Origin of the sequence: Rhodopirellula sp. UBA1907 (genome assembly GCF_002337565.1) — a bacterium.
Taxonomy (GTDB): domain Bacteria; phylum Planctomycetota; class Planctomycetia; order Pirellulales; family Pirellulaceae; genus Rhodopirellula; species Rhodopirellula europaea.
Genome location: NZ_DDGH01000005.1, coordinates 1 through 24,418, shown reverse-complemented (window position 1 = coordinate 24,418; position 24,418 = coordinate 1). Strand labels below are relative to the sequence as shown.

General features: G+C 57.1%; 18 protein-coding genes and 1 pseudogene. 7 read left to right on the top strand and 12 right to left on the bottom strand.

Annotation, left to right across the window (positions count from 1 at the left end; all coding sequences use genetic code 11):
• Positions 1-332, top strand: a pseudogene (locus B2R17_RS01810) (hypothetical protein); the annotation flags it as partial.
• Positions 333-382: 50 nt separating this feature from the next.
• On the opposite strand, the gene B2R17_RS01805 reads toward B2R17_RS01810, so the two are convergent.
• A complete protein-coding gene (locus B2R17_RS01805) occupies positions 383-700 on the bottom strand; it encodes a P-II family nitrogen regulator (RefSeq protein ID WP_007329866.1) in 318 nt (105 codons plus the stop codon).
• On the bottom strand, positions 697-1,788 hold the full coding sequence (locus tag B2R17_RS01800; RefSeq protein ID WP_286762602.1) for a Gfo/Idh/MocA family protein: 1,092 nt from the start codon (positions 1,786-1,788) through the stop codon (positions 697-699). Before B2R17_RS01800 ends, B2R17_RS01805 begins: the two co-directional genes overlap by 4 nt.
• 226 nt (positions 1,789-2,014) lie before the next feature.
• Here B2R17_RS01800 and B2R17_RS01795 point away from each other — a divergent pair, with 226 nt between their 5' ends.
• On the top strand, positions 2,015-4,849 hold the full coding sequence (locus tag B2R17_RS01795) for a hypothetical protein (protein WP_339888249.1): 2,835 nt from the start codon (positions 2,015-2,017) through the stop codon (positions 4,847-4,849).
• Positions 4,850-4,932: 83 nt separating this feature from the next.
• Here the strand turns inward: B2R17_RS01795 and B2R17_RS01790 are convergent, their stop codons facing one another.
• From B2R17_RS01790 to B2R17_RS01750, 10 genes are all read right to left on the bottom strand, one after another.
• The gene (locus B2R17_RS01790) at positions 4,933-5,763 is read right to left on the bottom strand and encodes a hypothetical protein (RefSeq protein WP_286762600.1); all 831 of its coding nucleotides are present in this window, start codon (positions 5,761-5,763) and stop codon (positions 4,933-4,935) included.
• A 503-nt stretch (positions 5,764-6,266) separates the two neighbouring features.
• Positions 6,267-6,428: a hypothetical protein gene (locus B2R17_RS01785; RefSeq protein WP_173402019.1), complete on the bottom strand. Its 162-nt coding sequence runs from the start codon at positions 6,426-6,428 to the stop codon at positions 6,267-6,269.
• The gene (locus B2R17_RS01780) at positions 6,425-7,495 is read right to left on the bottom strand and encodes a DUF1559 domain-containing protein (RefSeq protein WP_286762599.1); all 1,071 of its coding nucleotides are present in this window, start codon (positions 7,493-7,495) and stop codon (positions 6,425-6,427) included. The genes B2R17_RS01785 and B2R17_RS01780 overlap by 4 nt, the downstream gene beginning before the upstream one ends.
• Positions 7,496-8,161: 666 nt before the next feature.
• Positions 8,162-10,357, bottom strand: a complete 2,196-nt coding sequence (recG, locus tag B2R17_RS01775; protein ID WP_286762598.1) for an ATP-dependent DNA helicase RecG — start codon at positions 10,355-10,357, stop codon at positions 8,162-8,164.
• A 9-nt stretch (positions 10,358-10,366) separates the two neighbouring features.
• Entirely contained in the window at positions 10,367-11,176 is an 810-nt protein-coding gene (locus tag B2R17_RS01770) for a TatD family hydrolase (RefSeq protein WP_286762597.1), read from the bottom strand.
• 69 nt (positions 11,177-11,245) lie between these two features.
• A complete protein-coding gene (locus tag B2R17_RS01765) occupies positions 11,246-11,515 on the bottom strand; it encodes a hypothetical protein (protein ID WP_286762596.1) in 270 nt (89 codons plus the stop codon).
• Between the two features lie 112 nt (positions 11,516-11,627).
• Entirely contained in the window at positions 11,628-11,792 is a 165-nt protein-coding gene (locus tag B2R17_RS28155; RefSeq protein ID WP_349676979.1) for a DUF2256 domain-containing protein, read from the bottom strand.
• Positions 11,793-11,817: 25 nt separating this feature from the next.
• Positions 11,818-13,098 carry a serine--tRNA ligase gene (gene serS / locus B2R17_RS01760; protein WP_008667281.1) on the bottom strand — a complete coding sequence of 427 codons (1,281 nt, stop codon included), beginning with the start codon at positions 13,096-13,098 and terminating at the stop codon, positions 11,818-11,820.
• A 178-nt stretch (positions 13,099-13,276) separates the two neighbouring features.
• Complete coding sequence (locus tag B2R17_RS01755; RefSeq protein ID WP_286762595.1) at positions 13,277-14,683, bottom strand: COG3014 family protein; 1,407 nt, start codon at positions 14,681-14,683, stop codon at positions 13,277-13,279.
• Complete coding sequence (locus B2R17_RS01750; RefSeq protein WP_286762594.1) at positions 14,680-15,582, bottom strand: penicillin-binding protein activator LpoB; 903 nt, start codon at positions 15,580-15,582, stop codon at positions 14,680-14,682. Before B2R17_RS01750 ends, B2R17_RS01755 begins: the two co-directional genes overlap by 4 nt.
• 270 nt (positions 15,583-15,852) lie before the next feature.
• Between B2R17_RS01750 and B2R17_RS01745 the strand changes: the two genes are divergently transcribed.
• The 5 genes from B2R17_RS01745 to B2R17_RS01725 all read left to right on the top strand — a co-directional run bounded on the left by B2R17_RS01745 (position 15,853) and on the right by B2R17_RS01725 (position 24,332).
• A complete protein-coding gene (locus tag B2R17_RS01745; RefSeq protein WP_286762593.1) occupies positions 15,853-16,344 on the top strand; it encodes a hypothetical protein in 492 nt (163 codons plus the stop codon).
• The gene (locus B2R17_RS01740) at positions 16,341-17,663 is read left to right on the top strand and encodes a glycosyltransferase family 4 protein (RefSeq protein ID WP_286762592.1); all 1,323 of its coding nucleotides are present in this window, start codon (positions 16,341-16,343) and stop codon (positions 17,661-17,663) included. The genes B2R17_RS01745 and B2R17_RS01740 overlap by 4 nt, the downstream gene beginning before the upstream one ends.
• 286 nt (positions 17,664-17,949) lie before the next feature.
• Positions 17,950-18,891, top strand: a complete 942-nt coding sequence (locus B2R17_RS01735) for an SMP-30/gluconolactonase/LRE family protein (RefSeq protein WP_286762591.1) — start codon at positions 17,950-17,952, stop codon at positions 18,889-18,891.
• Positions 18,892-18,945: 54 nt separating this feature from the next.
• Positions 18,946-20,277: a metallophosphoesterase family protein gene (locus B2R17_RS01730; RefSeq protein WP_008667293.1), complete on the top strand. Its 1,332-nt coding sequence runs from the start codon at positions 18,946-18,948 to the stop codon at positions 20,275-20,277.
• The gene (locus tag B2R17_RS01725) at positions 20,274-24,332 is read left to right on the top strand and encodes an ATP-binding protein (protein ID WP_286762590.1); all 4,059 of its coding nucleotides are present in this window, start codon (positions 20,274-20,276) and stop codon (positions 24,330-24,332) included. The genes B2R17_RS01730 and B2R17_RS01725 overlap by 4 nt, the downstream gene beginning before the upstream one ends.
• The last annotated feature ends 86 nt before the right edge of the window (positions 24,333-24,418 follow it).

Genomic DNA, 24,418 nt, shown 5'->3' with positions numbered 1-24,418 from the left:
CTGTGGGTTGGTTGGACCGTGAATCCGATCGCAACCATCGCGAATTGGGAACCAGCGATCTGGACACGACCGGTTTGGGCAATGTTGATATCACCAGCAGTCACCTCTACCTGCAACAAGGCGAAGTGTTCTTGGTCGCCGGATGCCAATGGATGGGATTGCAACCGGCAACCGCGGTGCCCGGATACCCTCAGCATCAAATCGGAACGGCAATCACCCAAGCGATGCGGGAAGGCAAGCTCAGCCCACTCGCAGCGCTGCGAACTTGGATGGCCGAAACACCGCTCAACGGTGAACGTTCGGCGATGGCACTTCACCGATTTGGCGAGTGAAAATCGTCATCAAGTGAATGCAACTGCAAGCCTTCCTTCGGAGGGCTCGATCAGATGTCGATCACGTTGGCGACGGGCAAGACAAAGATCTTCCCGTCGCCGATCTGGCCTTCGGTCCCCGTCCGCGACGCGTTGCGAATGATTTCGACAACCGGTTCCAAATCGTCGTCATCGATCACCATCTCAAAGGTGACCTTCCGCAACAAATCGATCTTGTATTCGTTGCCGCGAAAAAGCGCCGTTTGTCCGCGTTGACGTCCATACCCGAGGGCGTCGCCAACGATCGTGTCGCTGAAACCGGCTTCATCAAGAGCCGATTGAACGTTGGATAGTTTGGTCGGTTGAATGATGGCTTGGATCAAAATCATAGCGTCACCGTTTGGCCAGTCGTCATCGAAGTTTCCATCGCCTCCAGCATCCGCTGCGTCTCGAGCGCCTGCCGATGATAGGATTCCCAAGGAGGCGATGGCGAATCCCAAAGTTGTTCATCTTGTTCAGTCGCATTGATCCAACCGATCAATCGCGAGATCATGTTGTGTTCTTGGTGACATTCGCAACTGAACGGATGCACTTTGCCCGATGCTTCGTGCACCCATCCCCGTGCGGGTTTATCCGGCCAAGGTCGCGTGAAATCATCGCAAACGATGGAAGCTTCTTCCCCCGCGATTTCAAACCATTTTCGAGTCGCGGTGTCGAATGCACATGACATGGTCGCGGAGACGTCGTTGGGAAAATTCATTATCGCGGTCACTCGATAAGGAACGCCGCCACGCATCACCGATTGAGCGTTCACAGTGAGTGGCAATCCATCGTTGGCAAGTCGCAAAATCCCCGCAGCGTACCAACCCAAGTCGAGCAAACAGCCGCCGCCCAATCCAGCGTCCTGGCGATGATCGCCGGATTGAAACGGATTGAAGAACGAAACCGCCGAACTGACATGACGCAGCCATCCAAGCCGGAAGTCCGCTTCGCCTTGCGGCACCGTTGCACCACTTAACCACTGCCGAAACATGTCCGTGCGATCGTGATGCAACCACGCCGTCGCATCGAGCCAATGCACTCGAGCCTTCGCACAAGCATCTGACATTTCCTGCGTCGCTTGAGACGTCGTCGCCAACGGCTTTTCACACAGCACGTGTTTGCCCGCTGCCGCCGATGCAATCATCCACTCCGCATGCAATGACGGTGGCAACGCAACATAAACGGCGTCCACGTCGTCACGAGCGATCAACTCCGCGTAACCGGACACCGCATTGGCGATCCCATACGAATCGGCGTACCAACGTGCGCGCTCGGATGTCCGACTCGCGATCGCGGTCACGCTTGCTCCCGGCGTCGATTGCAGGTCCGCGACCAATCGGCGAGTGATTCGGCCGGTGCCCAAAATACCGAACCGGATCGGTCGGCGTTCATCGTCCGTGAGGGTGGTTTCAGGCTGCAAAGGTTCGGTCGTCACGCGGGAGGAAATGGCTGAATGAAGGCATTCCAAAGAGAGCGTCGCTCTTTTTTCAGCGGGATGCGAGGACGAAAGCCTAGCCGATCCCCCGGACAATCGGCACCACCAGTCTGATCGCTCATCTCGCCGGAAGGAAACGGATCGAATTTCGTTTTCCATCTTGCCAATCCGGCCACTGTTCCCCCTGCGTGCTAACTTTCCTACGGACGGAATTCTTTCTCGACGTATGACCGATGGATCGATGAAAACGCAAACGATCATGAACGATCAAAGCCCCCGCAATGGCCAGCACGCCATTGCCGGTCGCTTGCGTTTGCTGACGATGGCCTGCGTCCTTCTTTCGGCACTGCTTTCCTCCGGTTGTGCCAACTTGCGTTTGCCGGCAATCAATCCCACCGGCGAAACCTTGTTCGCTCCGCTGCCCACCACAACCAGCCTCGCGTTGCCGGGTTGCTTGGACGATGGCACCTGCGGATGCTTGGGTTGCCTTCGCAAGTTGGGGACCTGTTTGAAGTCGCCGAGTTTGGGAATTCCCAACCCAGCCTTTCCTGAACCCGAAGATCCACCACAGTGCGTTGATCCCAACGCCACCATCGGCAGCGGAGTCGCGGACACCGGCCCATGCGTTCCCGGGCCTGGTTGCTCCGGCGATTGCTTGACGGGACCTCCGGCGGTTCTTTACGGCACCGAGATCACGGCGCAAAAAGCTTGCCAGTTGCCACCTCGCGGCGACCGAGGCTGCATCCTGCTGACGCCGCAAAAAATTGTGGCTCCGGTCGGCGGCGAAGTCATCCTGCTGTCAGGCATCTGTGGCACCGATGGGTATTTGCTGACAGCGGAACCTTTGGAATGGATGATGACGCAAGACAGCGTCGGCAACATCATCGAAGTCGGCGATGACGATCCCGGTTTCGTGCATCGCATGACCAACGTTCCGGTCGCGAAAAAGGAAACACCCGGGTTCGCTCGCGGCGTGACCAGCACCAAAGAAATGGTGATCACACGTGGCAATGCCAATGCCGCCGACGACATCAAACTGGAAAAGGGGCAAACCTACATCACGCTCAGCAGTCCCAGCGAAGGCACCAGCCACGTGACCGTGCTGGCACCTGAAAGCGATTGCTGGGATCAACGAAAAGCGACCGCGACGATCTACTGGGTCGACGCTCGTTGGCAATTCCCGTCGCCGCAACGCGTTCAGGCTGGCGAGATCGTTGACTTGGTCACTCGAGTCACGCGGGCACAAGGCAGCTTGCCAGCACGCGGTTGGAAAGTTCGCTACGAAATCATGAACCCCGAACTGGCAACCTTTGCCGGCACCGGTGGTTCATCCGTGGTCGAGGTCAACGTCGACGATTCCGGTGATGCCCGAGCAACCCTAGAACCCATCGCGGGAACCAGCGGCAACGCGATCATCGACGTTCGCGTCATTCGTCCAGGCGGAACCACCGACAACATGCCCGATCTGACGCTCGGACGTGGACAAGCCTACGTGACCTGGAGCAGTCCTCAACTGGACTTGCGTGCCGGTGGTCCCGAAGTCGCCTCGTATCAAATCCCGTTCGACATTTTCGCCAACCTGCGGAACCCCGGTGACCAAGACGCAACCGGCGTCAAAGTCGAGCTCGGTTTCCCCGCCGGTGTGCGAATCGTTTCCACCGATGCGTTTGCCCAACTCTTCACGAACTCGATCGTGTGGGACATCGGCACGATGCCCGCCCAGCAACAATTGGACTTGGCGGTTCAGCTCACTTCGCCGACCGCGTTGAATCTGACCTTCCGCGCCATCGGCGACTCAGGATTGATCGCAGAAGACACCGTCCGCGTTGACATCTTCCGTCCCGCATTGGCTCTTCGCGTGAGCCCTCAAACCGACCGAGTGACCGCGGGCGATCCAGCGACATTTGATCTCGAAGTCGAGAACACGGGCGACCGTGCCCTGCAAGAAGTGGAACTGGAAGTGACCGGCGACAACGCAATGGTTCACCGAGAAAAGAACAGACGCGAGGTGGGCAACAAGAAAACGGACGGCCCGCTTCAACCAGGTGAGATCTGGAAGACCAGCGTCACTTTCGTGCCCACCGACTCGGGGCAACGCTGCATCGACGTTGTCGCCTTGGCCGCGGGAGGCCAACGGGCCCAGGCTCAATCATGCGTGATCGCGATCAACCCCGCTCCGCCGACACCAGCCGTCACCGCGAACCTGCAAGTTCGTGACCGAATGGCCGTCAGCGACTTGATTCTCGCGACGGGCCGAGTCACCAACTCCGGCGAAGTCACCCTGACCAACGTACGAGCAACCATGGCGTACGACGTTCAATTGATCCCAAGACAAGCAACGACGGATTATCCCTACGCACTCGATACACCCTACGTCATCGCCTGGACGATTCCCGAACTCGCCCCCGGCAAGACGGTGATTTTGGAAACCGAATTCGAAGCACAAGAAGCTGCTCAAAGCAGCCGCATCGTGTTCTCAGCAGAGAGCAACGAGGGAGCAACGAACAGCGTCTCCGATAGCATCCAAATTTTCCCAGCCGCCCCCAGCAACGCTCCTTTGACTCCCGGCCCCGTGTTGCCTCCGGTCAGCCCATCGCCAAACATCCCGGGTGGCCCCGGCACGGCACCCGCCAATCCCAATGCAGGTCGCAGCACACCGATCCCCGGCAACAACGCTCCCGCCCGCGCCGGCGTGTTGCGACTCCAAGTGTTGCAGCGTGACATCTCACCACGCGTTGGCGATGCGATTCGTTACGCGGTTGCGATTACCAATGACACCAACATGCTCGACTCGCAAGTTCAAATCCACTTTGACTTGCCTCCCGGTGTCTTGGTTGAAAGATTGGTCCAGACCAAAAGTCCCGAACTAGAAGGTTTGAGCCGAAGTGGCAACACAGTTTACTTCACCGAGATCAAGACACTCAAACCGGGCGAGACCATCGACTACGAATTGGTCCTTCGCAGCAACCAAGCCCAGGACTTCAATCTGATCCTCGAAGCCGAAAGCCGCAACGTCCCCCAAGGAATCGCCATCCGAGAACCAACAACGGTCGCACCATAACGCGAGCTTTGCAGGGGATCGTCGGCTCAATCAAACGCCGAATTCAACGGGTCTAGCAGATCCTAGGTTTCGATGTCGTCCTACTATCGATCCAGGCACATCGACTCGACCGCACGTCGCAACACATCGGATGTGATGCCGTGACCTGAGACACCCTGCGTCTCATCCGCTGTGCCGCCTTGATGCATCCCTGCCACGAGACCGGAATCAAAAAGCAGCGGCGCCCCGTCGGTCGCTTTCAGCGACAAACGATCGTTCTCGAATCGATATCGAATCCTACCGGCTTCGACATCGACCACCTTCAATGCATGGCACTTCTGACTTGGCGAGGCACCAGCGAACACCGCGGTGACCATCCAGAGCCTCTGTCCCGGCTGAACGGTTTCATCCGAGAGCTCCAAAAACTCGGGCTTGAATCTCCCTACCAAATCGAATGCCACAACATCCGCTTGAATAGCCTCGTTCTCGTTCTCTGGATCACAAGGCTGATAGGGCATACCGATTTGCTTCACGCCATCCGTTGCACCAAAGACATCGCTCAGAAAAGTTGATTCAATCGACTCGTCGAGTTCATTGGGAAGGAGATCTTTCTCCAGGCCATTCACCGTACCGAGCAAGTGCAACGCTGTCACGAACACGGGCTTGGATTCCTCGCTCAATCGAAATGCGAATCCAGTCCCCACCATGTCGCTTCCACTCACGACGCCATAGTCCGTCGTAAAAAATGGACGCCAAGCGGTATACTCCTTCACATCCGGTGCCCCCTCCGGTTTCTGAACACCGCGACGCGCATCGCGTGCAGAAGGCGACGGCGACCCAGGCTCGCACCCCAGAGTCGACAACAGCGTAAGAAACAAAACGGCAGCCGACGGCAACTTTGCCGAGCAAGCACGATCAATCACATTTTTAAACATTATGAGTCTTGCTCCATTTCCCATCGACGACAAATCCTAAGTTTTGCACCCCAGCGGCACAACGCACGCTTCGCGATCATTGCCTGTTGGTTCGAGTCTGTTAGCAGGCTGTTGATTCAGTCGCATACCGAATGACAACGATTAGCCGTTGGGCGTTAGCCCCGGTTGGCATCTACTCAACCGCCGCTAACGCGGTGCGGCTTATCAAATCAATAGCCCGTCAGTACATCAGCCGCATCGGCGCAGCCCGACGTTGATTCATCCGAGACAACACCGACGTGTGGCGCGTCGGCCGCGGCATTCCGCTGATGTACAACGGCCAACAAAACGCGACTGATTGAGATACCAGTTCGCTAAGCAGGTCGGCAGGAATGATCAAGTACAACCATGTGAGCCGTTTGGGCGTTAGCCCCGGTTGTGCGTGAAAACCGGGGCTAACGCCAACGGCTCAAATACCCGATGAAACCTGCGTACCTGTTTAATTACTATTCGCACAAGCTGACCTACAACGCAGATTCCCCATCCGAAATCTGCTGGTCTTCTTGCTCGATTTGCTGTCGCAAGTCCTCACTAAGAGGCGGCGGAGCTTCCTCTCCACCGCATCCGCTGATGCCAAAACACATGGCGACGACTACGAGAGCCAATCCGATGCTTGCACGCCTCATAGCGATTCTCCACCAATGACTTCACCGTCGTCACAAACACACAGATTCTTCCACAATGTCGCGTCAACACTGTAGGAAAAGAATCGAACCGATCCATCACAGAAGGCAGCGTTCAAACCGGATGAGTGAGCGGACCCAAAGTAGCGATTCCAGTTCGTGTATGCGTCATAAGCTTCAGGCGGTAGCGGCGCGACGGTATCCTTGTCGTGCTTTGGCGGGAAGTGCCAACGAAGAACACATTCGTCCCACCCGGCATTGTTCCAACGTTCGTTGTCGCCTCCATCGCGGCCATGTTGCGAAGTGTGAAGTGATTTTTCCGAGAAGATAATCGTGTTCGATGTTCCGTCCAGGATATCCGAGAGAGTTCGCTTGTCGCCTTCACCCGGCCAGACGATTGCTCCTCCCTTTGCGTACTCAAGACCACCATTGGTTTTGGAACGCGTCGAAACGGCCGGGGCACCCAGCGGAGCTTCTGGAATGTAGTCGATCGTCGAGTCAGGGCGACCACTATAAAACCCAGCGCATCCGGCGTAGTCGACTCTGCCGAATCGTGCACTGCCGTATCCCTTGGGCGAGCGTCGTGAGGGACAATAATAGGTTGCAACCAACGATTGAGCGACGTCGTCCTCGCGAGCGTTGTTTGCAACGTTAGGCCAGTATGGCGGATCATCCTGACCGATCTCGTAGATATTGTTCCCTTCGAGGAACGGAAGGATTTTGTACTGTGCACTCCATCCCTTCCGCGTTGCCGCGCGGCAACAAGTTCCATTTGCTGGATGGCCCGCCGTGTTTGCATCTCCACTCGATGTGATGGCGTCTGGGTCGCCATCCATGGGCCCTTCTGGCAATTTCTTATAGGCACTCTCAAAGTTGAGAGCAGCCAAACCCATTTGCTTCAGGTTGTTCGAGCACTGCATTCGCCGAGCGGCTTCCCGAGCAGCTTGAACCGCAGGAAGCAGCAAGCCAACCAGAATCCCGATGATTGCAATCACAACCAACAATTCGACCAGCGTGAACCCCAGGGCTCGGTTGCCCCCGTCCATGCCTCTGCGTTTCGCAAAGGACATCGCACGACAACCACACAATCCCCGACTAAATCGAGACTCCATCAACCATACTCCCTGAATTGTCTAAGTAATATCCAATGGGCTTGCAGTCACTTCGGTTGAAACACCGACTCAACTACCACCCAGCAATCGCGTCTATAAGAAACGGAAGCCTTGAGTGGCTCCCATGTCGCAAACAAGCTCTCAAAGAACCAGCTGTGGGAACTTGCTTTGGCGACTCGCGAGGAGGATAGGAACAATCCATGCATGTTCAATATGAACATGACTCAATTAACAGATGCTTCACGCGATTCAAGCGAGACTTCAATCCATTGAGTGCATCGCGTTAATACCCAATGAAGCAGCGGCTCTACAGAGGGAGGCGGAACAACCTCATTGCCCAGGACATCAGCCGTTTGGCGTTCGCCACGGTTTTCGCGGAAGGAACCGTGGCGAAGCAGGTTTGCAGGAGTCGTTCGGCATTTGGGCTGTTTCGGTTAGCGTTGTTGCTCCCACGTCCAACCGGGGCGAACGCTGGACTGCGAAATGTTTGATGTTGTGGAGCGTATTGGTTTGCGCAAGTTCGTGTTCCCCGACTTCGCCCCAACGGGGCAGCCCTATGACAGCCCAGGGCAACGCCCTGGGTTATCTCGAGAAGTGGGTCTCATCCGTTGCGATGCTTTCCAGCTACGCACCGTCGCTCAGGTCGAGATGGTTGCCGTATCGACGTAGGACCTGTGACTTGAGATCCTCCAACCCTTCGGATTCCATCTCGGGGTCTTGGTCGATCCAGTCCTGAGCCATCTCGCGGGCGACTTGTAGAATCTCGACATCACGATGCAAGTCCGCGATTCTCAAGCGGGCATCGCCGCTTTGGCGTTGGCCCAGCACATCGCCAGGACCTCGCAAACGAAAATCCGCTTCGGCCAATTCGAATCCGTCCAGTGTTTGTTCAAACACCTTCAGTCGCTCGTCGTCTTGCGGTGGTTTGTCTCCATCGACAAACACGCACACATGTCCCGCGTGAGTCCCTCGACTGACGCGGCCTCGAAGTTGGTGCAATTGAGCCAGCCCAAACCGGTTGCCGCCCAAGATCGCCATCACGGTCGCATTGGGAACATCGATACCGACCTCGATCACCGTGGTGCTAACCAAAACATCCAGCTCGCCCTCGGCGAACGTTTCCATCACCTGCTGCTTCTCATCCGATGCCATTCGGCCATGCAGCAATCCAACACGCAAACCTTTCAACGGTCCCGTGCGAAGTTGTTCATAGGTCGAATGCACCGACGTGATGTCTTCGGCGGGCGGTTCGGCTGGATCGATGAGCTCCGAAAGTTCTTCGTCCGCGGTTTCGACTTCCGGTCCGACGCGTGGAGCGACCACAAACGCCTGCCGACCTTCCGCCACTCGTTCTTTGACGAACGACCACCATCGATCCCGCCAACTGTCGCCAGCCAGATACGTGTGAACCGCACCGCGGCCAGCCGGCTTTTCCCGCAACGTGCTCAGGTCCACGTCGCCGAACTGGGTCATCGCGACGCTGCGTGGGATGGGTGTGGCAGACATGACGAGGTAATGCGGATCAACGCCGCCATCGCGAAGCGTCACCCGTTGCTTGACACCGAACTTGTGTTGTTCATCGATCACGCACAGCCCCAAGCGATGGAACTCGACACCGTACAGCAACGCTTGTGTGCCGATCACGATGTCCAATTCACCGGTCCGAATTTTTTCGACCGTGTCACGTCGCTCGGCCGCGCCAAGCGAACCGCACAGCAATCCGATTCGCACACGGCTGTCCGCCAACATCCGCTTGAGCGTCGCGTAATGCTGTCTCGCCAGCACTTCCGTTGGGGCCATCAAGGTGGCTTGGTGTTCTCCCGCCACGGCGACCAACATCGCGAAAATGGCGACGACGGTTTTGCCGCTGCCGACATCGCCTTGTAGCAGACGGTTCATCGGGAACTGCCGAGCCATGTCGCCAGCGATCACATCCATCACACGGCGTTGATCGCCGGTCAATTCAAATGGGAATCGTCGCAAGATTCGATTGCGAACCGTGGCGGAACATTCCAGCGACGGAGCTCGCAGTTCACTGGTCAGCGACCGGCGTCTCATCGCCAGTGCCAACTGCATCACCAACAACTCTTGAAACACCAATCGCGTTTGTGCCGCCGTCAGGTCCGCTTCGCTTTCCGGCAAATGAATGCCACGCAGCGCATCGGAAATTCCCGGCAACACATCGGGCAACTCCATTCCGGCTGCATTCAAACGCTGGGCGGCTTCGGTCCGCAAACGTTCGGGCAGCACCTCGGTCAATTGACCGGCCAACTCGTTCACCAACGGACGAGCCAACCGCCGCAAATCCGATTGCTTGATCCCTTCGGTCAGCGGGTAGTTCGCCAGAATTAATCCGCCGGGTGCGTCCTCGTCAGGCAGCTCACCCTCTTGGACGATCTCGTACTGAGGATGAGTGAACTCCCACCGCAGTCCAGCGAGCTTGGGGGTGCCGCTGATTCGAACCTGAGTTTCGAACGTCAGTTGCTCGGCGCGAAACGGTTGGTTGAAGAACACGATTCGAACCGCGCCCGAATCATTTTCAACAATCGCGGCAAAGATTGATTTGCCCGGCGTGCGAGACATCAACTCAGCGTCCGTGATCGTGCCGATGAAGGTCGCCGGTTCGCCTTCGGATAGATCCGCGACCTTGGTAGGCGGCGGTGGGAAGGTGTGATTCCGCGGGAACAGAAACAGGATGTCGCGAGCGATCCGCAATCCCAACTTACGAAGCTTTGTAGCTCGCGCCGGCCCAACGCCTGGCAAATACTGAATCGGTGTGGTCAGCGTGAGCGTGGATTCGCTGCTGCTTGGCTCGCTCACGAAATTCAATCACCGAGGCGTGTAGTGAAACTGTTTGCTCTTTGAAAAGAACTCAACCGGGTTGTCGTGCACGACTTTGCGAATCAACGCTTCGTCCATTCCACGACGTCGCATCGTGAAAATCAAGTCGGGCACGGCGGTCAGTTTGCTGATGCCCCAATCGCCCGCCGAGTTCGCCAGCAATCTCTCACCGGCATGGCGTTCAATCATATCGGCAGCACGATCGGGCGTGCACTTGGTGACCGGATAAAGCGTCATCCCGGCCCAGAAACCACGATCGAGCACTTCGCTGACGGTGTGCTCTTCCACGTGATCCACCAACACGCGATCAGGATTCACGCGTGAATCGTCACACAACATGTCCAAGATCATTCGCGTCCCTTGGTATTTGTCTTCCAAGTGCGGCGTGTGAATCAGAATGGGCTGGTCGTACTTGATCGCCAGCTCCATGTGTTCCAGGAACACCGTCGCTTCGTTCTTGGTGTTTTTGTTCAATCCGATCTCACCGATCCCCAGCACGCCGGGACGATCGAGGAACTCAGGGATCATCGAGATGACTTCGCGAGACAGCGAGACGTTCTCGGCTTCCTTGGCGTTGATGCACAACCAACAGTAATGCTGGATGCCAAACTGAGCCGCTCGTTTGGGTTCGACCGCGGTGAGCTGTTCGAAGTAATCGCGAAAACCGTCGACCGTGCCGCGGTCAAAACCGGCCCAGAACGCTGGTTCGCTGACGGCGACGCATCCCATTCGAGCGAGCGTTTCGTAGTCATCCGTCACGCGGCTGACCATGTGAATGTGCGGGTCGATGAAATCCATGTTGCTGGTCAGTCAGTCGGAGTGTTTGTAGGTGGGCAATGGAGCGATATCAGCGGATGGCCGCGGGGCTCAATTCTTGCTCGGCGTTTCCACACCGAGGTTGGTCTTCCAATCGGGATCGTATTGGCGAGAGAACCAATGCTGAACTTTCGCTGCGCGATCAGGATCATCGGCCAACAACATCTCAATCGCTTGCGTGAGTTGATCGCGTCGTGGCGAGCGTGCGGTCCCGCCCGGGGCACGGTCCAACCGATCCAGCACCGCTGCCAGTTCCAAGACTTTGGCTCGAACTTCCAGGTACGACGCGTCCAAGATTTCGTCAGCGGTCTGTTGGCTCATGGGGCGAATTCGATGTGGAGGAAATGGTTCGTGATGGAATTGCAATCGGGCCATCCATCACGGAGCCCGGTCAATTCATTGGAGGTCGGCCAAATCAATTGTACCCGACAACTCATGGATTGGTTCTCGGCGTCGACGCCTTTTTCCGGCACGCGTTGCTGCAATAGCGGACTTGGTCCCAATCGCGAGCCCACTTTTTTCGCCAAGCGAACTCCCTCCGACAGACCGGGCAGATCTTCGTCGGAAGGTTCCGTTTCGCATCGCAATGAGCGGACATGGATTCGAACTCAGGTGGTCAGCGATCACTCACATTCCAAAACGTCACAGCCAACCCATGGCCGCAAGATTTGAGGAACATTGATCGTTCCGTCAGCACGTTGGTGGTTTTCCAAGATGGCAATCATGGCTCGTCCGGTCGCAATCGCGGTGCCGTTGAGCGTGTGAACAAAGTCGGTTCCCTTCTGGGTGTTGGACTTCGACCGCACATTCAAACGGCGAGCTTGGTAGTCGGTGCAATTGCTGGTGCTGGTGACTTCGCCCCAGTCGCCCGATTCGCCGCGTCCTGGCATCCAAGCTTCCAAGTCGTACTTGCGATACGCCGGTCCGCCCAAGTCACCCGTTGCGGTGTCGATCACTCGGTAGGGCACTTCCAAGGCGTCAAAGATTTCGCATTCCAGTTCACGCATCTCTTCGTGCATCGCCGTGCTTTGATCGGGCAACGTAAACGCGAACATTTCGACTTTAGTGAATTGGTGGACGCGGTACAGACCTTTGCTGGCTCGCCCCGCCGCACCGGCTTCGGTTCGAAAGCAGTGGCTCAAACCGCAATAACGAAGCGGCAATTCTTCGCTGGCGAGAATTTGACCACTGAGCATACCGCCCAGCGGGATCTCCGCCGTCGCGACCAAGTTCAATTCCGTATTTTCGATGCTGTAGATTTGTGTCTCGGGACCACGTGGGTTGAATCCGGTGCCTTGCAGCACGCTGGTCAGGGCCAGGTCAGGTGTTGAAACCGGCGTGAAGCCTTTGCCGGCCAAGTGCGAAATCGCGAATTGTTGCAGGGCCAAATCCAAACGCACGGCGGCGTTTCGTAAGAAGTAAAAACCGGACCCGGCCACGCGAGCTCCGCCTTCGAAGTCGAACAAGTCGTGCTTCTCGCCGAGCTGAAGATGGTCCAGCGGCTGAAAATCGATTTCCGGCACGGGCGTTTTTCCGCGGCCGATTTCGTTTGCATCGTGTTCGCCACCCTCGGGCACATCCGGGTGAGTCATGTTTGGCAGGATGGTCTGCAGCTCGAGGATTTCGGCTTCCAAGCGATCTTGCGCCGCACCGGCGGCATCTTTTTGCTCGCGAAGGCTGCGACCTTTGGCGATCAATTCCTGACGCTCGTCGTTGTCTTTGGCGGATTTGATCTGCTTGCTGACTTCGTTGGCTTGCCGATTCAGCTCCTCGGCCTGCTTCAGCGCGTCCATCCGTTCGGCTTCCAAACGGCAAATCGCGTCGACGTCGACAGAAACGCCACGCTTGGCGGAATTTTCAGCGACAAGCTGGGCATTTTGCAGAATGAATTTGCGATCGAGCATCGTGGTCAGTGGGGTGCGGGAAAATGGACATCTCAATTTGCCCCACAACTTAGCGAAAGAACCCGCATCGTCGCAGCCCTGGAAAAGCGGCGAGTTTCAACGCCCGAGATGGCCTCCCAGAAATGGATGCCAGAAATGGCCGCTTTGATTGATCGCGAAAAGGCTGCCGAGCATCAGCTCACGGATTCGCGGTCACCACGTAAATCTGCTGGGTAGGCGCAACGACCAACACATACGTGTTCTTCGCGTTGTGAATTCGCAGCGGCATGCGGCTGGGCGAAGCTATGGGTTGGCCGTCGTAGCGAACCGGAGCAAATTCGACCGTGTGATCGCCCGCGGGCAATTCGGCTCGCAGGACCTGAATCTCACGCGGCAACAACCCCCAGCATCGAGTGTCCGCGGTTTCTGTTGCGGTCCACGCGGTGGAGGTCGCGAATTGGAACATCGTTCCGGCTGGCCCGGTCAAACCAAGATTCTTTCGTGCCGATGCGACGGCCAATTCCTTGCCGCCTTGGCGGATGATGCCGCGAGCGATTGTCCACGGCATCTCGGCGTCCACCTGTTGCTGAACCATTCCTGCCACATCCGTCAGCGGCTGAGTCGCACCGTGCAGCTCGTACAACGGCAACGTATCGGGCCCGGTTGGGATGTAGCTGGCCACGGTCACGGCAGCAACATCGCTGGGCGGAATCACCACACTGGGAACTTTGACCGACGTGATCTTCGGCAGCGTATCGACGTCGTCCTCTTTATTTTCTTGATTCAACATCAACGCATTGGCAACAGTCATCGCCGCGGTGGTTGCTGGGGCCTCCACCGCTTTGAGCACCGGCCCACGGCCGACCAACGAAAAGACATACAACGCACCATGCCCCGGCTTGCTATGCACACCTTCGGTGGCGCGTTTCAAGTCGTCCGCGGCGGGAAGAAAGCTGGGACGGATCGCACTGACCAATTGATAGTTGCGACGAGCGTCATCCAAGTCGTGCAAGTTCTCTTCACGCAAAACGCCACGCAGATACGGAGCCAACGCCAACTCCTGGTGCGGATTGGCGGTCAACTTGTCTGCGGCGGCTTCACCAAAAACACTGCTGCGACGTTCGTCGTGTTCCTGCTGCAGCTTGGCCTGCAACATCGCGGCTTGATTGATGTAGCTTTCTGCATCGTCGCCGTCACGAACCAGCGAACACATCGCCAACATCGTGCGGATCATGACTTGCTCGTAGCCCGCCGGACTAAACTTCCGTGCGGTGTCGTCGGTCACCATCGCCGCCGCTTCGTGCAGCGGTGCGATCTTCAAAGACGAATCAAATTCGTCGCGTAATTCTCGAAGCGTCTTCTCCGCGGAAGTCGCGTCTCCAACCGCCAAATCGACCATTGCCAAATCAAGCTTCGCCGGCGTCGCGAAACGACCGCCACCGTCGGCGACCTTGGACAACACTTCGCGAGCGGTCGTTGGATCACCCGCGGCAAAGGCGTCGCGGGCGGTATCGATGTGCGCAAGCTTTGCAGCGCAACCGGCCAGCGTTGTGGAGCACAACGCTGCAATCAATAAAAGCGTTCGGGGAGCGATCGCGAAGATCATCCGTCGGCTTGGTCGAACATGCCAAAGTTCCACCACTTACCCGCTCGAGTGTTGTGATAGCCCTTGCGAATCTTCGACGACTCTTTGATGTAGTCGCCCGATTCCAGATTGACCATTTCCAACGTCAGCAAATAATCCCGCTGAGTCGATTTGTTTCGATCTGTCGTTCCCGTCGTAATCGTTGCGTAGAGCAAGTAATCGACCGGAGTCCCTTGTCGTCCCAAAGCCGCCGCGAAAGCACCTCGGTTTTGTGGCAAGAACAAAGAATCGGGACGCATCCGAGTTTCGATCAACGCCGCATCGACCATTCGGCGACTAATGCTACGGAAGGATCCGCCCGAATTGATTTGCGAATCGATGCGTTCGTAGAGCTGATCTTTGAAATCGACCAGTTCTTCGGCCGATTTGTTTTCGATCCCGATAAAGCAAACCTTGGCGGGACCTTGCACCAATGGCGACGCCCCGGGCATCGTGACTTGAGATCCGATGATGGCTTCGCCGGTGGCGGGGTCCACCATCGACTCCGTTCCACTTTGCGAATGGCTCGCCATTTGAGCGGGTGTTCCGTTGGCAGCAAATTGCCCCGGAAAGATCACCGATTCGTTGGGCGGAGGGCACCGACTCAATATTTTTGCGACCGCTTCATCGACCAGCGGGTTCCAAGTCGCGGCGCCCGCTTCGTGGCTGCCGACCATGTCTTTGTCATCGCTGGCGAGCAAATGCCCGTACCGGCGAGACGCGCACCCGGTGGTTCCTGAACCGACGATCGCGACGCCCGCGGTCATTCGCAGCATTGCGGCTGCGAGCATCCCCCGGCGGGAAATCGGTTCGCTCAAATGTTTTTGCTCGTCGGAATTCGACAAGTTTTGTGCGGATTCGTTTTGAAAAGTGCCATCCATGGCGGTCGATCACCCGGTGTTGAGTGGGCCGAAACAACGTCATTGACCGGAAAACCTGATTCAGAACGGGTTCTGTCAGCGAATTTCCGAAAACAATTCCGGCTTGTCGGCTTGTGAATGCTGTGCCAGTTAGCAAAATGATCGACCCCACGTCGACCCGATCCTCGATGGAATCCTTGAAACCCCCACGGTTCACCAAACCGTTGCGGACTGCGAGAATCCCCCAGTTTCTCTAATTCCATCCTCCACACCCGCATTCACAATCTGTTCATGCCTGCCACCCTGACCGCCCCCGTTGCTGATTCTGTTGCTCCCACGAATTTGGGAATCGATGCAACCGATCCGCTTCTCATGCCCGGCACCCTTTCGCCAGGCACTTCGGTGATCCCAGGCATGGTGCCCACTCCTGGTCACAACACCTCGATCGCAATCCCCGCCGACAGCCCCACGATGGCTGACGACGATGATGATGACGACGAAACCAGCGACACGGACGACGACGCAGACAGCGATGACAGCCCCGGCGTTGGCGATGACCTGGACGATCTCGATGACGACGTGGATGAGTTCGATGACATCGACGAAGATGACTTCGACGACGATTTCGATGATGACTTTGAAGAAGAACTCGAAGACGATTACGAAATCGAAATCGACGATGAGATCAGCGCCGAGTTCGGATTGAACACCGCCGGCGATGACGACGAAGAAGAATTGGACGACGACCTGGATGACTTCGAAGACTTTGAGTCCGTCGATTGAAAATCGTCTTCCTGACCGCCGGTGCCGCAGGGATGTACTGCGGCAGTTGTATGCACGACAACGCGATCGCCAAAGCGTTGCGTGCGGGTGGAGATGACGTTCTCCTTCAACCGGTCTACACACCGATCCGGACTGATGAATCCACCATCGCATCCGAACAGGTTTTCTTTGGCGGCATCCATGTTTACTTGCTGCAGCAAATGCCTTGGCTGCGTTGGCTGCCACGATGGACACGTTCTTGGATGGACCGTCCCAGCCTGATCCGAATTCTGACGCGAAGGGCAGTCAAAACGGATCCAGCCAAACTGGGTGAACTCACGCTATCGATGCTTCGTGGCGAACACGGACGTCAATCGGAAGAAGTCGGCCGGTTGGTCGATTGGTTAGCCAAAGACATTCAACCCGACGCGATCATCTTCAGCAATCTGTTGATCGGCGGTGCGATCCCGACCATCCGCCGTCGACTGCCGAACACGCGTTTGGTGGTCACGCTGCAGGGCGATGATATCTTCCTGGATCACTTGCCCGCCGACGCTCGTTCAAAAGCAATCGCGTTGTGCTCGGACCTATCCAACCAAGTCGACGTGTTTGTGTCGCACAGCGAATTCTATCGCGACAAAATGGGAGCGATGCTTGGCATCCCGCACGAGCGTTTTGACATCCATCCGCTTTCGATCGACCTTGCTCCTTTTGCAAGTCCGCCTTCGGACGATTCAGCCGGTGGGCAACCACCAATAGCGATGCACAAAGCGGACGGCGAATTTCGGATCGGTTACCTGGCGCGACTCGCGCCCGAAAAAGGATTGCATCATTTGGTCGATGCCTTTCTGCAAATTGGGGCGATGCCGGAGCATGCCAACGTCACGCTGCACGCCGCTGGATGGCTCGGCGAACACAACATCCCGTACCTCGACGAATTGCGTTCGCGCATCGCAAAAGCCGGGCTGAATGATCGTTTTGTGGTGCACGAGAGTCCCGATCAGTCGACGAAAATCGAACTGTTGCGGCAAATGGATGTGCTCAGCGTTCCGGCTCCCTACGAAGATCCCAAGGGGCTGTTTTTGCTGGAAGCAATGGCGTGCGGAATCCCGGTGGTTCAGCCCGATCACGGGGCTTTCACCGAAGTCGTCCAATCGACCGGCGGCGGCATTCTGTTTCATCCTGAAAACACCGACACGTTGATTCACGAATTGATCGGATTGAAAAACGATCCCGATCGAAGAGCGGCCTTGGGCAAAACCGGTCGGCAATCCGTCCACCAGCGTCACCACATCGAATCAGCCGCCGAACACATGCGCCGCACCTGCCAACGAAGTTAATCCGCACTCGTTGAAGAACCCGCAGCACAAAAACCTGTAGCACGGTGGTCTCCACCGTGAACACACACACAACCGAGCGCAAAACCTTCAGGCTGGACACAGTGCTCGTCTCGGTGGAGGACCACCGAGCTACAGGTTTTGGAATGCTCGACTCGGTGGGGGACCACCGAGCTACAGTTGCGGATTCACGGTTGGGAGAAGTGCCTCGGCTTCGCTTTCCTAGCTTGGGTTGATCTACAATAGCGGCGTTCCCCACCCCATCTCGCCCCACCCTGAATGAGCCCCCATGAATTCGCGATTTGCTTTGTTGTTTGCTTCGATCGTTGGCCTCGCCTGCACGACTGCTCTCCAAACAACACACGCCCAAACGATCCAGCCCACCGGCCCGGTCCAAGAAGTCCACACCGGATTTGAGTTCACCGAAGGTCCCGCCGCGATGGACGACGGCACGCTCTATTTCACCGACATCCCCAACAACGCCATTCATCGTCTGTCCGCCGACGGCAAGCTCTCTCTGCTGACCGATCAATCCAACCACTCCAACGGACTGTGGCCGTTGTCCAACACGAAGCTGTTGGCTTGTGAAATGGACGGTGCCGTCGTGATGCATGACCTGTCGGGTGAATCACCCAAACGCATCGTGCTAGCGGATTCCTTCAATGGCAAACGCTTCAACGCCTGCAACGACTTGGTCGTCGACAACCACGGCGGGCTGTACTTCACCGACCCGCAGTACCGAGCCCCGGAACCTTGGCCACAAACTGAACGCTGCGTTTACTACATCGCGAATTTTGAGACCGATCCACAGGTCACTCGTTTGACTGGCGACATCGAGGCACCCAATGGCATCGGGTTGTCGCCGGATGGAAAGACGCTCTATGTGATCCCGTCGATGCAAGCCGAGATGTTGGCCTATGACGTTTTGGGGCCCGGCAAAATCGGCCCCTCACGAGTACTTTGCAAGCTCAAGCAGCCTGAAGGAGAAACCTCGCGCGGCGGCGATGGAATGGCCATCGACGTGGAAGGAAACCTCTACATCACCACTCATTTGGGCATCCAAATTTTCTCGCCCGAGGGTGAAGCTCGCGGCATCGTCGCGTTTCCCGAGATCCCCGCAAACGTGACCTTTGGCGGTCCTGAATTCAAAACGATGTACGCCACAGCGAGAAAATCGCTGTACTCGGTCGAAATGCCGATCGCGGGATTCCGCGAGTTTCCCGCAAATTGATTTTGCAGGATCTTCGATGTTTCGCTACAGTTTCACGCGAGCGTAGGACCAGGATTGGCCTGCGCGGCCGAAAAACGCCGTTTCAAGGAGGAAACGATGCCCGGAGAATCTTTCCGATTCATTCATGCCAGCGACTTTCACCTGGAAACCCCGCTGGGTGACCTCGACCATCTGCCGCCCCAATTGCGGACAGCGATGGCGACTGCTCCTCGAGACGCTGCGGCGGCGGTCTTCGAAGCCGCTTTGGCCGAAAACATCGATTTTTTGGTGCTCTCTGGCGACTTGATGCATCCCGTTGCGGCCGGTCCGCACGGAATGTCATTGTTGCTCGATGGCTTTGAAAAGCTGCACGCCGCCAACACCGCGGTCTACTGGGCCGCCGGAATCGCGGATGATCCCAAACAGTGGCCCGAAGCGGTTCCGTTGCCGCCCAACGTGACGCTGTTCCCACGAGACCGCGCCGTCGCGATCCCGCACCAACGTGCCGGACGAACGGTTTGCTCGGTGATCGGACGCAGCAGCGAAGGCCGATCGACCTTGCACGTCGCCGGATTCCAAACCGAAACCACCGATGAATTCACCGTTGGTGTCGGACATGGAATCGCCGACGCGAGTGCCCTGTCAGGTGCACGCATGGACTACTGGGCTCTCGGCGGACCTCACAATCACACCGAAATCGAAGGCGGTGCGACCGCCGGTGCCATCGCACCTGGATCACCTCAAGGTCGCAACGGTGATGAAGCCGGACCGCACGGCTACGTCGTTGTTGACGTCGACGCCGAACACACCGCTCGCGTTCGCCGGGTTGAAACGGACCGGTTCCGCTATCTGAATGTCGCAATCGATTCGGACGAGATTCGATCCGCCGGCAGCCTTCGCAATTTGCTCGGGCAAAAGATCGGAACGCTGACCAACGAACACGGCGGTCGACACCTGCTGATCGCTTGGGAAGTCACCTTGGACAACGCCGAAGTGTTGCCATCCGTTGGCGATCCCACCGAACTGCTTCGCAATTTGCGTCGCGATCACGGAACAACGAATCCGGCCGCTTGGACGACTCGCTTGACCGTGCGTCCACCGCACAACTATCCGAAGTCTTGGCAGGACGAAGACACCATCCTCGGTGACTTCTTAAGAGCCAGCAAAAAATTCGCGGGTGCTCGCGTTCGCGGAAATTCAACCGACGAAGCGTCGACCACGCCTACCGGCGGCGATCGCTTGGATTTGATGCCATTCACGGAAGAACACTCGGACCTGTCCAGCACCGCGTCGTCCTTGTTGGGTGACGTGCCCGCCGACCAACGCGAAGCCATCCTTGCCGACGCCACGCTGCTCGGCGTCGAATTGCTTCGCGGTGGCAAACCCTCTTGGGGACGGAAATCATGAAGATCAAAGACATCCAAATCGACGGTTTTGGCGTCTGGACCGGTTTGTCGGTCGACTCCCTGCCCGAAGGCATGACGCTGTTCTACGGCCCCAACGAAGCCGGCAAGACAACGCTCATGCAATTTCTGCGAGCGATGCTGTATGGCTTCACCGAAGAACGCCGCCAGAAATACCTGCCGCCCATTCACGGTGGCACTCCCGGCGGAGCGATCCGAGTCACCGGCCCAGGCGGCGGTTACGAAGTCCGCCGGCATAGCCAACTGACGGACACTGATGTCACCGGCCGTTTGACCGTCACCGGTTCAGACGGATTGGCTCAGGGCCAGCATCGCTTGGGCATGTTGCTGGGACAAATCGACGAGCCGATCTTCACCAACGTTTTCGCGATCGGCATTCGCGAATTGCAAGAACTGTCGACGTTGGACGACACCTCCGCCGCGGATGAACTCTACAAACTCAGCAGCGGTCTGGACCGAGTCTCGCTGGTCGACGTGCTGCGCAGTCTGCGAGCAGGACGCAACGAAGTCGTCGGCAAACGCGAAGCAGAATCCGACGAGAACGAAGCCGCGATCGGCAAACTCGCGTCGATGATGACCAAACGCGAAAAGCTGCGGGATGAAATTCAACGACTCTCCGGCAGCACCCGCCGGTGGAGCGAATTGGCGACTCAGCGTCGCACCCAAAGCCAAGAAATCGAAACCCTTCGCGGCCGCATGGTCGCCTGGGAACGCGAAGCCCGCTGCGTCGAAATCGCGACCAGCGTCTACGACAAGTGGCAGGAACGCGATCAAATTCGCAGCGAAATCGATTCGATCGAAGGCGAAGCCGCATTGCCCGACGAAGCCCCCGGGCAACTCGTCCAAATCGAAGCGATGCTCGAAGAACGCCGCACGAAACTGGAAGAGATCAAAACCAAACGTCGCGGTTTACGCGACAAATCGGAACAGCTTCCAATCAACAAACGTTTGTTCGATCTGCAGGGTCGCATCGAAGCCGCTTCGCAACAAGCGACCTGGATCGAGGCCCTCGAAGAACAGATCGATCGGCTCGAAAATCAAATCGAAAAGGCTCGCAACCAAGTCGATGCCGATGCGGATCGATTGGGCATCGAAGAAGACGAACGAGTCCGCTTGGGCGATGGCGACGACGGAGATCTGCCTGACCTGTCTCGATCGACGCTGTCGGCTCTGTCGGCACCGGCCAAGCACGTCAAAGAACAAATGTTCTTGCTCAAACAGGCTCGCGCCGAAGGCAAGACGCACAAGGTTCGCAAAGAAAAGCTCCAAGACCAGTTGCAGGAGATCTTGCAGCGAGCCCATGCGACCGATTTACAACAAGCGATCCGTCGCGAGAACGACAACATCTCGACATTGCGTCAACGCATCCAGCTTGGCCAACACCTCGAAAAACTAAAACGTCACCACAAAGATCTCGAACGCGAATCGGTGGAACTGACCACCGACGAAGCCGTGCCGATCGATCGTTTGTGGTTGCTGTCGCTGCCGTTCATCGCCGGCGGTATGCTGCTGCTTTACGGTATGTTCAACGTCTTCCAAATTGAGACGTTTGTGGCGGAGCCCAATCCGACGCAGGGCATGTTGTGCATCATGTTCGGTGCGATGGCGTTGCTGGTGTACTACCTTTCACGAGAAAAGGGCCAGCGCAATACCGCTCGTGACTTGGACGATTGCGAACGCCAGATCGATTCGGTCAAACGACAACTGCGAGAAATCGAAGCCGAACGCGAAGACCTGGATTCGTCGTTGGCCGTCAGCAGTGAATCGCTCGAAGCTCGCTTGCGTGAATCAGAGTCCCTACTCGCGGAACTCGACGAATCGATGCCGCTGTACCACGCTCACGAAGCGGCTCACCAAAGTTACCAGGGCGCGTACAAGCGAGCCCAGAAAGCCGCTGAAGGCCTCAAGGCGGCTCGTCGCGAATGGACTGCCACACTCGATCGTCTTGGTCTATCAACAACCTTGTCACCCAAGAGCGTTCGCGCTCTCGGCGATGGCTACGAAGCGCTGCAAACCAGCATGCGTCGTTTGACCGAATTGAAAGAAGAACGCAGCCAACGTCAACGCGAACGGCAATCGCTTGCCAAACGAATTGAAACGCTTTATCTCGAAGCGATCGATGCGTCCGACGATGCGTTGCAAGCACTCCAAGACAGCGACGATCACGAGTCCGCAAAACACGCCAACGAGTACGACGACTACTCGGACAGCTATGAATCCAATGAGTACGAGGACGCTGACGAAGACGACTACAGCGAATCGTACGCTCGCTCGCAACGCAAGAATTCCAAGAAGAATCGCGGCGATAAACGCAACCGAAACCGAGATCGCCGGGACGACAACCGTTCCAGCGAATCCGAGAACAGTCGCAGCAAACGTCCGGTGACGATGCGATCCAATCCACTGGATCAACTCAATCACCTGCACGAAGAAGTCGCACGTCAACAACACTGGGTCAAGCAACGTCGTCAACTCAAAGAGCACGACCTGCAATTGAAGAAGCAACAGCTCACTCATTCGCGTGCGATTGAACGAGCCGAGCAACAGCGTCGTGCCTTGTGGGCCAAGTGCGGTGTCGCGACTCCCGAACAGTTCTACGAAATTGTCGATCGCAAATCGCTGCTCGTTCAGCACAACGCACAGTTCGAATCCATCGATCAACAAGTTCGATCAATGATCGGCAACACCGTCGAGTACGACGACGTTGCCCGAGAAATCGAAGGTGCCAAGGCGACCGATCTGGAACGCCGCTGGGATTCGTTGACGACTCGGATGACTGAAACCGAAGCCCGAATCGCGACGCTGCAAACCGCACAAGGTGAATTGGCACAAGCGATGAAGCAACTCGGTGACGACGATCGGTTGATGACCGCTCGTTTGGAACTGGGTTGTATCGAACGACAACTCAATCAACTTTCGCGTCGCTGGCAAACGCTGTCGATGGCCAGCTGCTTGCTGGAAGATGTCTGCGGCACGGTCGAAAATGAACGCCAGCCCGAAACGCTTCGCGAAGCATCTTCCTTCCTGAACCAGTTGACCGATGGCAAATACGTTCGCATTTGGACGCCGCTCGGTTCCAATCAGCTGAAGATCGACGACTCGGAAGGTAATTCGTTGCCTTTGGACGTCCTCAGTCGCGGCACCGGAGAAGCCGTCTTCATTGCACTGCGATTGTCACTCGCTGCCGCTTACGCTCGCCGTGGCGTGATGTTGCCGTTGGTACTCGACGACGTGCTGGTCAACTTCGACGGGTCACGTGCGGAACACGCTGCTCGCACGTTGAAAACGTTTGCCGAGCTGGGACATCAAGTCATGATGTTCACCTGCCATGAGCATATCGTCGAGATCTTCCACGAAATCGGTGTCGAAGTGCGCCAGATGCCCGCCCAGGGGACTCCCGGTCGTGCTCAGATCCTTCCGCCACCGGTGGAAGAGACCTACGAAGAAGAAGAGTACGTCTACGAAGAGGAATACGTCGAAGAAGAACCCGAAATGGAAGTCGAAGAACCGACTCCGGAACCAGAACCAATTCCCGAACCTCTTCCAATTGTCCTCGAGGCTCCCAAACCAGAACCGGTCGTCGTGGTTGCACCTCCAGTTGTGAAGCCGGCTCCAAAACCAATCGAATTGGTCGTGGAAGATCGCCGTGCGGTCAAACCGAAATCGAAGTTCCGGTACAAGTTCCAAGACATCGCCCGCCAACACCGACGGGTTCGTCGTCCGGAACTGATCATCGAACGTCCTGTTCGTCGTCCGGAACCCAAGGTCGAAGTCATCGAAGAAGTCACCACGCCGGACGCGATCGGTTGGGCATGGTTCCAACGCGAACCCGCCGACGGCCGAATCGATGCCGACGAAGCCGCCGCGGAAGCTGCCCGCAATCAGTGGCTGGACGAAGAAGACCGTGAAATGCAGGCCGTTGTCAGCGAAGCCGAAGAGATCGGAAGCTTGGTTCACAACGAAGCGACGCGGTCCAAATCCGACGGCTCTTCGGACAGTTCGTCATCTTGGTGGACCGGCGAACGAACCAAGTCTTAGTTCAATGTCCGACCAAGACTCCTGCGTACGATGGACTTCCAAGTCCGTCGATCAAAGTCGGCCGCGACGGACTTGGAAGTCCATCG